Source organism: Marinigracilibium pacificum, from assembly GCF_012926615.1.
Lineage (GTDB): Bacteria > Bacteroidota > Bacteroidia > Cytophagales > Cyclobacteriaceae > Mangrovivirga > Mangrovivirga pacifica.
Window position 1 is genome coordinate 235,323 of the sequence record NZ_JABBNU010000002.1, and the last position, 13,622, is coordinate 248,944.

Here is a 13,622-nt window from a genome sequence, read left to right on the forward strand (position 1 = left end):
ATTGGTTTAATAAAAGTGATTTATTAATTTAAAATATCGATCAAAACGTAACCAAATCAATTTACTAATATGTTAACTAGAACTAAGTCCCTGCTGTGCGCTGCATTGTGTACAATCTTTATGTTTTCTTGTCAAAATGATTCAGAAAAGCTAGGTCCTCCAAATGAGGTATCTGAAGATGTTTATGCTACTCTTGAGTCAGCCGGTTTTGATGTGGTAAATTTCCCGGTGTTCAATACTGAAATTGGATATGTTGTTGAACAAGATATTTTGATTTCTCATGAGCAATTAGAAAACCTCAAAGAAGGAGAGTTAATACCTTCGGTTGAGCATTATTCCACTGATAATCTGGTAACAGGTACTCCAAGAACAATTAATGTGTTTGTAAGTACTCGTTTTTCTTCGCAGTATTTTGCTGCGACTGATGCAGCATTAGCCCGCTATAATGCTGAAGGATTAAATCTTGTTTTTAATCGTGTTACAAGTTCTTCTTCAGCAGATATTACTATTCAGCCTTCTCCATGGTATTACGGATGGTTTGGAATATTGGGGTCTGCCGGTTTTCCTACTGCTTCAGGAGATCCTCACAACCAAATTTTACTTACCAGATCATATTATGATAATGTGACTGATATCGGAGCATTAACAACAACAATTGCTCATGAAATGGGACATTGTATAGGATTCAGACATACTGATTATATGGATAGAAGCTTTAGCTGTGGCGGATCTACCAATGATGAAGGCGATGGAGGTGTAGGTGCTAATTATATCCCGGGAACACCTTCAGGACCAGAAGCAGCATCGTGGATGTTAGCCTGTTCAGATGGTACTGACAGACCATTTACAACCAGTGATCAAACTGCTCTGGATTACCTGTATTAAAAAAGCATACTCTTCATACTAAGGCTGCCGGAAACGGCAGCTTTTTTTTTATTTTTTTTGTGACTTTTTAGAAAGTTATTGTCTAATGTGAAAATGACAATAAAGAATGAAAATTGACATTGATATTAAGGCTCAACCAAATGATATAACCTGTGGTCCAACAGCCCTTCATGCAGTTTATAATTATTATTCCAAACCTTTTAGTCTGGATACAATAATCGATGAAATACCGATGCTAGATGGAGGTGGTACACTTGGTGTTATGCTGGGAAATCATGCCTTGAAAAATGATTTTAATGTTTATCTGTATACATATAATTTAAATGTATTTGATCCTTCATGGTTTGCTTCCGAAAAGGTTGATCTTATAGAAAAGTTAAGAGCTCAGCTATTGGTTAAAAATGATGAGCGAATCAGATCTGCATCTGAGTATTATATTAAATTTCTTCAAAATGGAGGTGAAATAATTTATACCCAGCTATCTCCAGAGCTATTTACTCATTATCTGGCACAGGAAATCCCTTTATTAACAGGGCTGAGTGCAACTTTTTTATATGATTCGATGCGAGAAACTCCTGAAACCAACCAATATGATGATGTTGCCGGCTTTCCTTCAGGTCATTTCGTTGTGATATCCGGTATTGATTCGGTGGAAAACAAGATCGTTGTTGCAGATCCTTTATATAAAAATCCTCTGGCAGGCAAAAGCATTTACAAGGTTGGCTTAGGCCACTTGATAAACTCTATACTTCTTGGAGTAATTACTTATGACGCTAATATTCTTGTATTAATCCCTAAAGATAAGGTTGATGTTAATATATATCGTGGTTGAAAAAACCGGTAGAATAGCAGAATTTTCAGAAATTCCTGAAACTGAAACCATCACTGCTAAACAATATATTGAAGACGAATTCTTTCATCAGAAAAAACTTAAAATCATAAACCTGTGTGATAACTATAGCTATCAAAGTACAGGTTATTATGTTTCTCTTCTGGCTGAAGCTCGAAAGCATAAAGTACTTCCTACTGTTACTGCAATGCAGGATATTAAAGCTGCATCATTGATCAAAACAGATCTAAGTGACTGGGAGGATCTTATTCAAAAGTCTTTAGGAGAAATTTCAGAAGATAAATTTGAGTTTAATGTATACTTTGGTTCATGCAATGATCCCAAATTGTTAAGGTTAGCTTTAACACTTTTAAATATTGCCCAGCTTCCGCTTTTAAAGGCATCCTTTATCCGAAAGTCAGGTAAATGGTATCCTCAATCAATTAGACCTCTTTCATTAAAAGACCTTTCGAAGGAAGAGTTTAATGACTTCAGGAATTGTCTCACTTCATATATAAAAGGCAAAAAACTGACACTCAATTATGAGCGAAAGAAGTATTCTTTGGCAATCCTAGTAAGCCAGGATGACCCGACACCTCCGAGTAATGCAAAAGCTTTAAGTAAATTTGTTAAGGAAGCAGATAAGGCAGGATATTCTGTTGAATTTATCACACGAAACGATTATGCTAAATTGCTTAGTTTTGATGCGCTTTTTATCAGGGAAACCACTAATGTCAATCACCATACATACAGGTTTGCAAAGAAAGCCGAAAGTGAAGGGATCGTAGTTCTTGATGATTCTCAAAGTATTCTTAGATGTACCAATAAGGTGTTTCTTCATGAGTTATTAAATAGCAATGGAGTTTCTGTACCAAAAGCGGTAGTTGTTCATCGTTCTCAATTGAAATCATTTAAACTTCCATTTGAATATCCGGCTGTAATCAAACAACCAGATGGTGCTTTTTCAAAAGGTGTAGTTAAAGTTAAAAATCACGAAGAGTTAAAGCAGGCTTTAAAGTCAATGTTTCAAAAGTCTGATTTAGTGATTATCCAGGAGTTTATGCCGACAGAGTTTGATTGGCGTATTGGGGTATTAAATGGCGTGCCTTTATATGTATGCAAATATTATATGGCCCGAAATCATTGGCAGATCTACAACTGGGATAAGAAAAAAGGGCAATCTGGTAAAAGTGAAACCATACTTGTAGAAGAAGCTCCAAAAAAACTTATCAACGTTGCTGTAAAAGCGAGTAAATTAATTGGTAATGGCCTTTATGGAATTGATATTAAGCAAAGTGAGGGCAATTATTATGTCATTGAAATTAATGATAACCCAAGTATTGAAGCCGGGGTAGAGGACAAGGTGTCAAAAAATTTAATTTATAAAAGTATTATTCAGGAATTTACTTCCAGAATTAAATCAATAAAATGATAAAGAAAAATCGATTGCGATTATTTCAGGGGTTTGGAATAGAACTGGAATATATGATCGTCGACCGTGATACATTAAATGTAAAGCCAATAGCTGATAAACTGTTTAAAAAGAAAAATGGTGAGGTAATTGGCGAAAAAAATAATGGAATAATTAGCTGGTCGAATGAGCTTGTCATGCATGTGGTAGAGCTTAAGACTACAAGGCCTGAAGATGATCTGGTAGAGGTTCGTAATGAGTTTTTAAACAACATTAATGAAATAAACAAGCGACTGGAGGAGTATAATGCTATGCTTATGCCTACAGCAGCTCACCCATGGATGAACCCATTATCCGAGAAGGTATTGTGGCCTTATGATTCAGGAGAAATCTATAAAAGGTACGATCAGGTATTCAATTGTTCCGGTCATGGCTGGACAAACCTTCAGTCCACACACCTTAACCTTCCATTTTATGATGATTTTGAGTTTGCCCGATTGCACGCTGCTATCAGGGTTATTCTACCATTATTGCCTGCATTGGCAGCTTCGTCACCTTTTATTGATAAAGAGTTTTCAGGCGTTTTAGATAAGCGGCTTATCTACTACATGGCCAATCAAAAAAAGATACCGGCAATAGCGGGAAAGGTTATTCCTGAAAGAGTTTATAGCGAGGAATCATATAATAAAAAGATTTTTGAAAAGATTAAAACCAAAATAGCTCCTTATAATGAGGATAACTTATTAGATCCTGTTTGGGTTAATTCCAGAGGAGCTATCGCCAGGTTTGACCGCGGTAGTATTGAAATCAGGCTTATTGATATTCAGGAATGTCCTGCAGCTGACCTTGCGATCCTGGCTATGATAATTGGAATGGTAAAAATGATTGCCGAAGAGCGGTATACAGGACTTGAAAAGATTCAGAAAAAGAGTACGGCTGATCTTTACAGGATATTAAAGCAAACAGTAAGTTTTGGTAGGGCTGCGGTTATAAATGATTCAGATTTTTTAAGTTTTTTTGGTTTAAGAGGAGTAGAAGATTCTACAGTCGGAGAATTACTCAATCATATTTATCATGATATAAAAGAAGACTATTCAGGGTTGATTTCACCTTGGATTCCTTATATTGACGTTTTGATCAGTAAGGGTAGCCTTTCTGAGCGAATTGTAAAGAAAACTGGTCATTATCCAACAGAAGAAGAATTGAAAAAAGTATATACTGAATTGGCAGAATGTTTAAGTAAAAACAAAATGTTTGTCTGATGTCTGGCATTAAAGTTATTTTAACATGTGAACACGGTGGGTATGAAATACCAGAGCCATTCAAAAACAAACTGGAAATTCCGACTGAAATTCTCTCCGGACACAGAGGGTGGGATCCCGGAGCTTATATGATCGCATCTGAAATCGAAAAGGCAACTCAATATCCTATGATTTTTTCGATTTACAGTCGATTATTAGTCGATCTCAATAGAAGTGTAGGAAACCCGGAGCTGTTTAGTGAGTATTCGCATGAATTTAGCAAACAAGTAAAGCAGGAAATTTTATCTGACTATTATTTCCCCTACCGAAGGCGTGTAGAAGAATATATGTCCAGATTGATTGATGACAATTCTATTATTATTCATTTGGGTATTCACACTTTTAATACAATTCTTAATAATGAGGTGAGAGATTTTGATATTGGTCTCTTATATGACGAAACACGTATTTTAGAGAATAAAGCATGCTATTTTTTAAGAAAGAGCATTTTGAAATATGACGATTCACTAAAAATCAAATATAATGCTCCATATAAAGGTACTGATGATGGCTTGACAACATATTTCAGAAGTCATTTTCCACCTGAGAATTATCTTGGCATAGAAATAGAAATCAATAACAGACATTTTTATAATGGTGAAATCACATCATTAAGTAGTTCAATTATTGCGGCATTAAAGGGGATTGAAGATCTTAATCTTGATTCCAATGCGATTACAAAATATTCTTAATTCCGGTTTATAATGATTTAATTTGAAGGGAAATAAAATTAGATCATGTCTTTACTAATTGATGATATACTAAAAAATGAGGACGTAGCTCTTTCAGGTGATAACCCTTTAACTTATGAAGACTTAAAATTACTGTCTTCGAAAGTAGCTGCCTTCCTCCTGACAGAATATGGTGACCTTAACGGAGCACCGGTCCTAAGTTTTATTCGACCTTCATCAGAATATGTGATTTCAATGCTTGGTACATGGCTTGCAGGTGGGATGTTTGTTCCTATGCCTGTGAATTACCCAATTTCCGAGCTAGAGCATTATATTAAGGATAGCGGGGCATACGTTTTATTAACTACCACCAAAGATCTGGATCCTCAGATAGCAGAGAGTGCACCAACTATGGCACTTGGGTTTATTGACAGAATTGTAATTGATGATAAATTAAAAGTAGTAGATTTTCCGCAGGTTTCCGAAAGCCAAAATGCTTTAATGATCTATACAAGTGGTACAACAGGTAAGCCAAAAGGAGTAGTGCACACGTGCTTTTCACTAAAAAGCCAGATTGATACTTTGATTGATGCCTGGGGATGGTCTAAGGAAGATAAAATTATAAACCCGCTCCCGATGCATCATGTTCACGGGATTGTTAATATTACTCTTTGTGCACTTACCATTGGAGCTCAAGTAGAATTTATGAAGTTCGATAAAAAGAGAATGTTTGATAAAATTGTTCAATCAGACTGCACACTTTTTATGGCGGTTCCAACAATCTACAGAAAACTTATTGATGAATATGATTCAAGAGCTGAGGATGATAAGGAAGCATTTTCCAATGCATGCAAGTCAATGAGGTTAATGGTAAGTGGATCTGCTGCGTTACCTCTTTCTGTACTTAATGAGTGGATGGAAATCTCAGGGCATTTCTTGCTAGAAAGATATGGTATGTCAGAAACTGGAATGGTTTTAAGTAATAGCTATACTCAAGAGCGTTTTGAAGGTATGGTTGGTAAACCCCTTCCCGGACTTGAGGTACGCATTAATCCTGAAGATAATGAAAATAATATAGGTGAGCTTCAGGTTAGAGGAAATCAATTATTTAAAGAATACTGGAATAAACCAGAGGAAACAGAAAAGTCATTCACAGATGATGGGTGGTTTAAAACAGGAGATAGAGTTGAGGTAAATAATGAAGGGGTATATAAAATTCTTGGAAGATATTCTGTAGATATTATTAAAATAGGAGGGTATAAGGTTTCTGCAAGAGAAATCGAAGATGTTCTAAGAAACCATGAATTTGTCAGTGATTTGGCTGTAGTAGGTATTCCACATCGGGAATTAGGAGAAACAGCCGCTGCCGCAGTAGTATTTCATGAAAAATACAATACTGACGAATACCTTTCCTCGTTAAAAGATTATGCAGAGTTACACCTTGCAAGACAAAAAGTTCCTACTGTATGGGTGAGGATGGAGAATTTACCTCAAAATGCAATGGGTAAAGTGGTAAAGCCTGAAGTAAAGAGGGTTTTAATAGATGCATTAAGCTAAAGTTAATTTCCGGTCAATTAATTTTAACTGAACCACCGGATTTTTCAGTTTAAGCATCTTAAATCTTCAAGTTCATTTAATCTCAGTTTAATTATCAGGTTATAGTAAGGCGATAAGTTTGCATCAGATTTTACTACTATCTAAAAACTGAAATTAAGATGCAATTCAAGAAATTTTTACTACCGGCAGTTATAGCAGTATTGTTTTCTGCTTGTGATGACAAAGATGGAGGAGGTCAGCAGCTACCAGTTGTTGATCCTGCAGTTGAGTTAAAGGCTCACTCGATTACGCCAAATTTTTTATCATTAACATCACAATTTTCTGATGTTGATATTTATCCGATTTTAACTTCTGAAGATCAATTATCCGGCTCACCTGATTTCGTCTATGGATCAATGGCTGACGGTGCAGGGTTAATTAAAAATGATGACGGTACTTTTACCCTTATCAATAATATTGAAGCAGACTATTCAATTGCAAGAATCAAGTTTGACAAGACATTTAAGCCTGTTAGCGGTGAGTATATCCTTAATGCTGCCGCATCAGCTTTCACTGCTCAGTGTTCAGGTTCTCTAATTTCACCTGAAGAGCATGGTTTCGGTCCATTATACCTTTCAGGAGGCGAGTGGGGTGGATCTTCAAAAGGAGTTTTTGTTACAGATCCGTTTAAAAGTGCTGATGATGCCGGAGTTCCTGAAATGCTTACAGCAATGGGGCAGTGGTCAACAGAAAATGCCGTGGCAATAGGTAAAGATGCCTATACTGACAAAACTGTAGTATTTATTGGTGATGACCATTCTGATAATGAAGTGCCATCAGGTCAGTTAGGAATGTATGTAGGAGACCGTGGTGACCTAAGTGGAGGTAAACTTTATGGTTTGAAAGTAACTACTGAAGGTGTTGTTTATGAAATGGACATGGAAGAAGGAGTTAGCTATGATGCTGAATTTGTTGAGCTAACAGAAAAAAATATCGACCTTCTTGATGCTGAAGCTAAAGAAAAAGGAGTTATGGGATTCTCAAGACTTGAGGATATCGACTGGAGAAGAGGTAGCGCAGATAACAATAGAGAGGTTTATTTTGCAGTAACCGGACGTAAGAAGGATGGACTTGCAGGAAAAGGTACTTTCTACGGAAGAATATATAAGGTTGAGTTGAATGATACGGATCCTACAGGAGCAGCTAAAATCACTTGCGTTCTTGATGGAGATATTCTTGATGGAAAAGCAGCTTCTTTCCATAGCCCGGATAACATCGTTGTAACAGAAAATTTTGCATACATTCAAGAAGATCCTAATGGATATCCTGATACTCCGGCTAAGACTCATTATGCCAGACTGTATCAATATAACCTTAATACTGGTGAGTTAAAAACTGTTCTTGAATGCGATCAGGTAGCTGCAGCTGCTCAAGGTTATGGTAGTGCTACCAGTATCTGGGAAATCACAGGGATGATTGATATATCTGATATCATTGGTGTTGATGAAACATTCCTTGTTATAACTCAAAACCATGGCTGGGAGAAAGAAGATGGTACACCTTTTACTGATCCAAAAGCTATGACTAACATTGGTGAGAGTACAAAAGAAGGAAGTATGCTTTATATTATTAATGGATTAGGTAGATAATCTGATTCGATAATGAATTTATCAGTTAAACTATATGCAATCATTGAGGCTTGTTTATTAATAAGCCTCTTTGCTTTTTCTTGTATTAATGAAAAAGCTTCTCTTGCTGATGAAAAGCCATTTTCAAAGATGGATTCATTATATCGTAGTGATCTTTCATTTTGTGTAAATGATTTAGAATCAATTATTAATTCGCCAGACTCAGAACAAAAGCAAAGACATTATTTAGATGCCCGGCTAAGATTTAAAAAATTAGAACCTGTTCTTGGCTTTGTAGATATTGAAAATTACAAATATCTGAATCAACCCAATATTCTAAAAATTGAGGAGGAAGATCAGACTGATATTAAAATTTTTAAACCCTCAGGATTTCAGGTTTTAGAAGAGAATTTATTTTTAGATGATCCTGATACAGCACAGGTAAATGCTATAGCTAAAGCTATCATTGGGAGGTTAAAACTTGTTGAAAACACTACCTCATTAACAAATTATAAAGATTACCATATCTTTTGGATGATCAGGAAGGAACTAATAAGAATTGCTTTAACAGGTATTACAGGTTTTGACTCTCCGGTTCTTGAAAATTCATTGATGGAAAGCAGGGTGGCTTATCAGCGAGTTGGAGATTATATAAAAGCTTCAGGGTTATTAGTTGAACATCCGGAATTATCTAAAAAATGGAACAAATCTATCCAAAATGCTATGTTGTCTTTGGAGGGGGATTTTGAGAATTTTAACAGGTATGAATTCATCAAGGGAGTCACTCATAACCAATTAGCTCTTTGGAATGAATCGGTTAATCAATTAGATGTTGAATTTCCATTTGAACTGGCTTTCAATAATGAAATGACTACATTATTTTCTGCTGAAACTTTTAATGATGATTTTTTTGCTGAAAGAAGGAATAAAGAATCCAATGAAGCTCAGGTTTTATTAGGTCAGGCTTTGTTTTCTGACAAAAGGCTATCTGAGAATAATCAGATGAGTTGTGCCACTTGTCATAAAGCAGAAAAGGCGTTTACAGATGGTAAAAAGACATTCCAAGGACAAAATAGAAATACACCAACATTAAATTATGCTCATCTTCAACAAGGATTTTTTTATGATAACCGAAGTGGAAGTCTTGAAGGGCAAATTGTTTCTGTTGTAAAAAACAGGAATGAATTTCATACAGATTTGAGAACGATTATAGAAAAAGTCGGAAAGATTGAGGATTATAAAAATGCATTTGATACCATTTACTCCAATGGGTTAACTGAATATACCCTGAGACATTCGATATCAAGTTTTATCAGGGATTTGGCTCCATTTGATTCTAAATTTGACAGATCAATTAATGGAGATGATCAATTGTCAGAAGAGGAAATAAATGGGTTTAACCTATTCATGGGAAAAGCAAAATGTGCAACATGTCATTTTGCACCCTTGTTTAATGGAACCGTACCTCCAGATTTCACAGAATCTGAAATGGAAATGCTTGGAGTTCCTAAAACAAATGATTTTGACAAGGCTGAAATAGACCCTGATCCAGGTAGATACGAATTGTTTAAGACAGATGAACGAAAGCATTTTTTCAAAACACCTACAATAAGAAATGTAACACACACAGCACCATACATGCACAACGGGGTTTTTTCAACATTGGAGGAAGTTGTGGATTTTTATGACCGTGGCGGTGGTGTTGGGATAGGTATCAACCTTGATAATCAGACGCTTCCCGGAGACCCATTAAACCTTACTGATGAAGAAAAGGACAATTTGATACTTTTTCTTCACACTCTTACCGACAGCCGATATGAGGAATCTGAATAACCTGAAGGTTGATTACTGATAAGGCCGGATATCGGCCTTATTTTTTATTCCATTTCAAAGTGTAAAGATCTTTTCTTCTATCTTTTAGATTCTTGACAGATCCATAATTGTGAAGTCTCTTTAAAAGATCCAGATCAACATCTGCTATCAGGGTCATTTCTGTATTAGGGGTAGCTTCAGCTTTTACTCCATTATTAGGAAAAGCAAAGTCACTTGGTGTAAATACTGATGCTTGCCCATATTGGATGTCCATATTTTGAACTTTTGGAAGGTTACCAACCCCTCCTGCAATTGCTACATAGCATTCATTCTCTATAGCTCTGGCACGTGCACAGCTTGCCACTCTCGTATAACCATTTTGTGTGTCGGTTAAATAGGGTACAAATAGGATCTGCAACCCTTCATCGGCCATAAGTCTTGGTAATTCCGGAAATTCAACGTCGTAACAGATCAATACTCCAATTTTTCCAGCGTCAGTATCAAAAACTTTTACTTCATTTCCACCGACCATTCCCCAGTAATACTGTTCATTTGGAGTAATATGAATCTTTTCGTATTGCTCAAAGGTTCCATTTCTTCTACATAGGTACCCAACATTATACAAATGCCCGTCTTCTTTTATTAAAGGCATTGAACCGGTGATGATATTTACATTATAGGATATGGCGTATTCAAGTAATTTGTCTTTTAATGGAATAGTAAAACCGGCAAGAGCTCTAATGGCCTCGGATTCTTTCATTTCATTGCTGAATGCCATTAATGGGGCATTGAATAATTCAGGGAATAAGGCGAAGTCACAATTATAACTTCCCAGAGTATCCACAAAAAACTCCATCTGCTCACAAAGTGATTCAAAGTCATTGAAAAGCCTCATTTGCCATTGTATCAACCCGAGTCTAACCTCAGATTTTGGTTGAGTGATATCTTTTTCCTCCTTAGTATAATAAATATTATTCCATTCTAGTAGTGTGGCATATTCAAGTGACTCAGTATCTCCGGTCAAATAGTTTTTGAGTACTTTTTTTACATGAAAGTCATTGGCCAACTGAAAGCTGAGAACCGGGTCAAATATTTCTTTATGCCTTACATTTTCGATATACTGTTTTGGAGTCATCTCGTCAGCATACTTATTGTAATTGGGTATTCGACCACCTGCTATAATAGATTTTAAGTTTAAGCGCTCACATAAATCTTTACGAGCATCGTAGAGACGTCTTCCCAATCTTAGTCCTCTGTATTCAGGATGAATAAATACATCAATACCGTATAGCACGTTTCCATCTGGAGCATGTGTCTCAAAACTGTAATTCGCAATTACTTCATCATAAGTATGATCATCATCAAGATCATCATAATTGATTATTAAAGACAAGGCACATCCTGCTATTTTTCCGTCGGCTAAAACACAAATCTGACCTTCAGGGAATATATCCAGTAGTTTTTCTATATGGTGTTCTTCCCAATAATCTTCCTCCCATTCCTTATAAGATTCGACCATTGATTTTCGAAATCCACGATAGTCATCAATTTGAAGGGTTCTAAGTTCAACACTTGATACTTCACTCATAAAATAGATGTTTTAAAAACTAAGGATTTTAGTATTTAAGTAAGTTAGCAAACTTTTTGCGGACCTTGTCAATTTTTGGTCGGGATACATTTTTAATATATGGATCATTTGGATGATGCATTTCATAATCCTGATGGTAATCCTCTGCTTTCCAGAACTTATCGTATGGATTTAACTGTGTAACTACCGGTTTGCTGCCATAGGTTCCTGATTTGTCAATCTCTTTTATAGCTTTCTCAGCCAGTTGTTTTTGATTTTTGTTATGGTAAAATATAGCCGAACGGTATTGCTTGCCTACATCAGGTCCCTGTCTATTTAGCTGGGTCGGGTCATGTGCTGTGAAGAATATGTCCAGTAATGTTTCATAACTTATCTGAGTGGGATCAAAATAAATTTCAACAGTCTCGGCATGATCTGTTTTACCGTAACTTACCTCTCGGTATGTAGGGTTTTTTGATTGCCCTCCTGAATAACCGCTGACCGCTTCATAGACACCTTTTATTTGTTCAAAACTGGCTTCAATACACCAAAAGCACCCGCCGGCAAATGTAGCAGTATCTAACTTCTGGTCTTCAATTTTTGATAGATCGTACTTCTTTCCGGATTCATGGTTCTGTGCTTCAGAATTACATGAAAATATCAATGTTGATATAACTAATAAAATAAGATTCTTCATGGTTTTGATTTTCTTATGAAAACGGATTGCCCCAACACTGGTTCCTCATCTATGGTTAATCATTGTTAAATGTCATTCAGGATACCAATTCAGTAGTTTTACGGTAACTTCATTTGTTCCATTTTCAACTAACATTTTAAACTTGTCTACATCAGCAAATCCACCCTGGCCACGGTAATGGAAAGGATAAACTTTCTTAGGTTTGAATTCAATTACTGCGCTGGCTGCCTGATCAACGGTCATGGTATATGGAAGATTCATACATACAAAAGCTACATCAATGTTTGTTAATGTTCTCATCTCAGGAATATCTTCTGTGTCTCCACTTATATAAATTCTCTTACCCCCAATCGTCAGAATGTAACCATTTCCTCTTCCTTTTGGATGTCTTGAATCAGATGTCTCAGGAAGATTATACATCGGGATAGCGGCTACTTTTATCCCCATAACTGATTTTTCCTCACCATTATTTATAATTATAGTTTCTTTTGAAGATATGTCAGTCATTTTTTTGTTTACCGCTTCCGGAACTATAAAAATAGAATTTGTTGTGTTGAGTGACTTAATTGTTTCTTCATTATAATGATCTCCATGTATGTCTGTGATTAAGATGATATCAGGATTCGGAAAAGTTTCGAATTTTTCTTTTCCACCATAAGGGTCAACATAAATTGTTAAACTATTCCATTTCAGAACCATTGTGGCATGCAGGATAGGGAAAAACTCAACGTCTCCATCTGCAGTTTTGATAGATTCCTGAGTGCTATTTTGTCCAAATAGAAGTGTTGAAGTTAATAGTATTGCTAAAATAAATGTTGTGCTTTTCATATCATTAAAACCCAGGTTTATTAAAAGTGTTTTTATTATAACAATATATAATTATTGGTGAAATAGTTAAACAAAGGCCTGATTTATTCGGTATATATAGTATGACAAAAGAAGAAATAACTCAACATATCAGCCGCATTATTGATAACATAGCAATGATAAATTCTACAGTTGGTAAAACTGATTATCAATCATTTGTTAGAAATGAACAGGCTAAGGAAGCTGTGTACGAATATTTACAAGAGATAGGTCAAGCTTCATCAGAGCTTTATAATAATAGTGAAGAGGCAAGAAAATTACCGGTTGATACGCTTATGGCATTTAGAAATGCAAGATATAACCAGGAGGCAGAAATTGACCATCAGATGGTATTTAACTTAATCACCGGTGACCTGCAAGAAATAGCTGATCAATTAAAGAATTCTGATTTATTCAAAAACACATGGAATTGATCATT

General features: G+C 35.7%; 12 protein-coding genes. 9 read left to right on the top strand and 3 right to left on the bottom strand.

Annotation, left to right across the window (positions count from 1 at the left end; genetic code table 11):
- Positions 1–69: 69 nt before the first annotated feature.
- The 8 genes from HH304_RS03540 to HH304_RS03575 all read left to right on the top strand — a co-directional run bounded on the left by HH304_RS03540 (position 70) and on the right by HH304_RS03575 (position 10,094).
- On the top strand, positions 70–885 hold the full coding sequence (locus tag HH304_RS03540) for a M57 family metalloprotease (RefSeq protein ID WP_169678081.1): 816 nt from the start codon (positions 70–72) through the stop codon (positions 883–885).
- A 106-nt stretch (positions 886–991) separates the two neighbouring features.
- The gene (locus HH304_RS03545) at positions 992–1,717 is read left to right on the top strand and encodes a cysteine peptidase family C39 domain-containing protein (RefSeq protein WP_169678082.1); all 726 of its coding nucleotides are present in this window, start codon (positions 992–994) and stop codon (positions 1,715–1,717) included.
- Positions 1,695–3,146 (top strand): RimK family protein, encoded by a 1,452-nt coding sequence (locus HH304_RS03550; protein ID WP_169678083.1) that lies wholly within the window; start codon positions 1,695–1,697, stop codon positions 3,144–3,146. Before HH304_RS03545 ends, HH304_RS03550 begins: the two co-directional genes overlap by 23 nt.
- Complete coding sequence (locus HH304_RS03555; protein WP_271711483.1) at positions 3,143–4,387, top strand: carboxylate-amine ligase; 1,245 nt, start codon at positions 3,143–3,145, stop codon at positions 4,385–4,387. Before HH304_RS03550 ends, HH304_RS03555 begins: the two co-directional genes overlap by 4 nt.
- Positions 4,387–5,118 (top strand): N-formylglutamate amidohydrolase, encoded by a 732-nt coding sequence (locus HH304_RS03560; protein ID WP_169678084.1) that lies wholly within the window; start codon positions 4,387–4,389, stop codon positions 5,116–5,118. The genes HH304_RS03555 and HH304_RS03560 overlap by 1 nt, the downstream gene beginning before the upstream one ends.
- 45 nt (positions 5,119–5,163) lie before the next feature.
- Positions 5,164–6,654, top strand: coding sequence for an acyl-CoA synthetase (locus HH304_RS03565; RefSeq protein WP_169678085.1), 1,491 nt, complete (start codon positions 5,164–5,166; stop codon positions 6,652–6,654).
- Between the two features lie 158 nt (positions 6,655–6,812).
- A complete protein-coding gene (locus tag HH304_RS03570) occupies positions 6,813–8,282 on the top strand; it encodes an alkaline phosphatase PhoX (protein WP_169678086.1) in 1,470 nt (489 codons plus the stop codon).
- Between the two features lie 12 nt (positions 8,283–8,294).
- Positions 8,295–10,094, top strand: coding sequence for a cytochrome-c peroxidase (locus HH304_RS03575; protein WP_169678087.1), 1,800 nt, complete (start codon positions 8,295–8,297; stop codon positions 10,092–10,094).
- Between the two features lie 37 nt (positions 10,095–10,131).
- On the opposite strand, the gene HH304_RS03580 is transcribed toward HH304_RS03575, so the two are convergent.
- From HH304_RS03580 to HH304_RS03590, 3 genes are all read right to left on the bottom strand, one after another.
- A complete protein-coding gene (locus tag HH304_RS03580; protein WP_169678088.1) occupies positions 10,132–11,661 on the bottom strand; it encodes a bifunctional GNAT family N-acetyltransferase/carbon-nitrogen hydrolase family protein in 1,530 nt (509 codons plus the stop codon).
- Between the two features lie 28 nt (positions 11,662–11,689).
- Complete coding sequence (gene msrA / locus HH304_RS03585) at positions 11,690–12,337, bottom strand: peptide-methionine (S)-S-oxide reductase MsrA (RefSeq protein WP_169678089.1); 648 nt, start codon at positions 12,335–12,337, stop codon at positions 11,690–11,692.
- 72 nt (positions 12,338–12,409) lie between these two features.
- Entirely contained in the window at positions 12,410–13,165 is a 756-nt protein-coding gene (locus HH304_RS03590) for an MBL fold metallo-hydrolase (protein WP_169678090.1), read from the bottom strand.
- Between the two features lie 101 nt (positions 13,166–13,266).
- Between HH304_RS03590 and HH304_RS03595 the strand changes: the two genes are divergently transcribed.
- On the top strand, positions 13,267–13,617 hold the full coding sequence (locus tag HH304_RS03595; RefSeq protein WP_169678091.1) for a HepT-like ribonuclease domain-containing protein: 351 nt from the start codon (positions 13,267–13,269) through the stop codon (positions 13,615–13,617).
- Positions 13,618–13,622 lie beyond the last annotated feature (5 nt).

Bases quoted from the DNA above. Each gene is read 5' to 3' on its own strand.
- HH304_RS03545 (WP_169678082.1), top strand. From the start codon at position 992: ATGAAAATTGACATTGATATTAAGGCTCAACCAAATGATATAACCTGT.
- HH304_RS03575 (WP_169678087.1), top strand. From the start codon at position 8,295: ATGAATTTATCAGTTAAACTATATGCAATCATTGAGGCTTGTTTATTA.
- HH304_RS03570 (WP_169678086.1), top strand. From the start codon at position 6,813: ATGCAATTCAAGAAATTTTTACTACCGGCAGTTATAGCAGTATTGTTT.
- HH304_RS03540 (WP_169678081.1), top strand. From the start codon at position 70: ATGTTAACTAGAACTAAGTCCCTGCTGTGCGCTGCATTGTGTACAATC.
- msrA (WP_169678089.1), bottom strand. From the start codon at position 12,337: ATGAAGAATCTTATTTTATTAGTTATATCAACATTGATATTTTCATGT.
- HH304_RS03555 (WP_271711483.1), top strand. From the start codon at position 3,143: ATGATAAAGAAAAATCGATTGCGATTATTTCAGGGGTTTGGAATAGAA.
- HH304_RS03550 (WP_169678083.1), top strand. From the start codon at position 1,695: ATGTTAATATATATCGTGGTTGAAAAAACCGGTAGAATAGCAGAATTT.
- HH304_RS03580 (WP_169678088.1), bottom strand. From the start codon at position 11,661: ATGAGTGAAGTATCAAGTGTTGAACTTAGAACCCTTCAAATTGATGAC.
- HH304_RS03595 (WP_169678091.1), top strand. From the start codon at position 13,267: ATGACAAAAGAAGAAATAACTCAACATATCAGCCGCATTATTGATAAC.
- HH304_RS03560 (WP_169678084.1), top strand. From the start codon at position 4,387: ATGTCTGGCATTAAAGTTATTTTAACATGTGAACACGGTGGGTATGAA.
- HH304_RS03565 (WP_169678085.1), top strand. From the start codon at position 5,164: ATGTCTTTACTAATTGATGATATACTAAAAAATGAGGACGTAGCTCTT.
- HH304_RS03590 (WP_169678090.1), bottom strand. From the start codon at position 13,165: ATGAAAAGCACAACATTTATTTTAGCAATACTATTAACTTCAACACTT.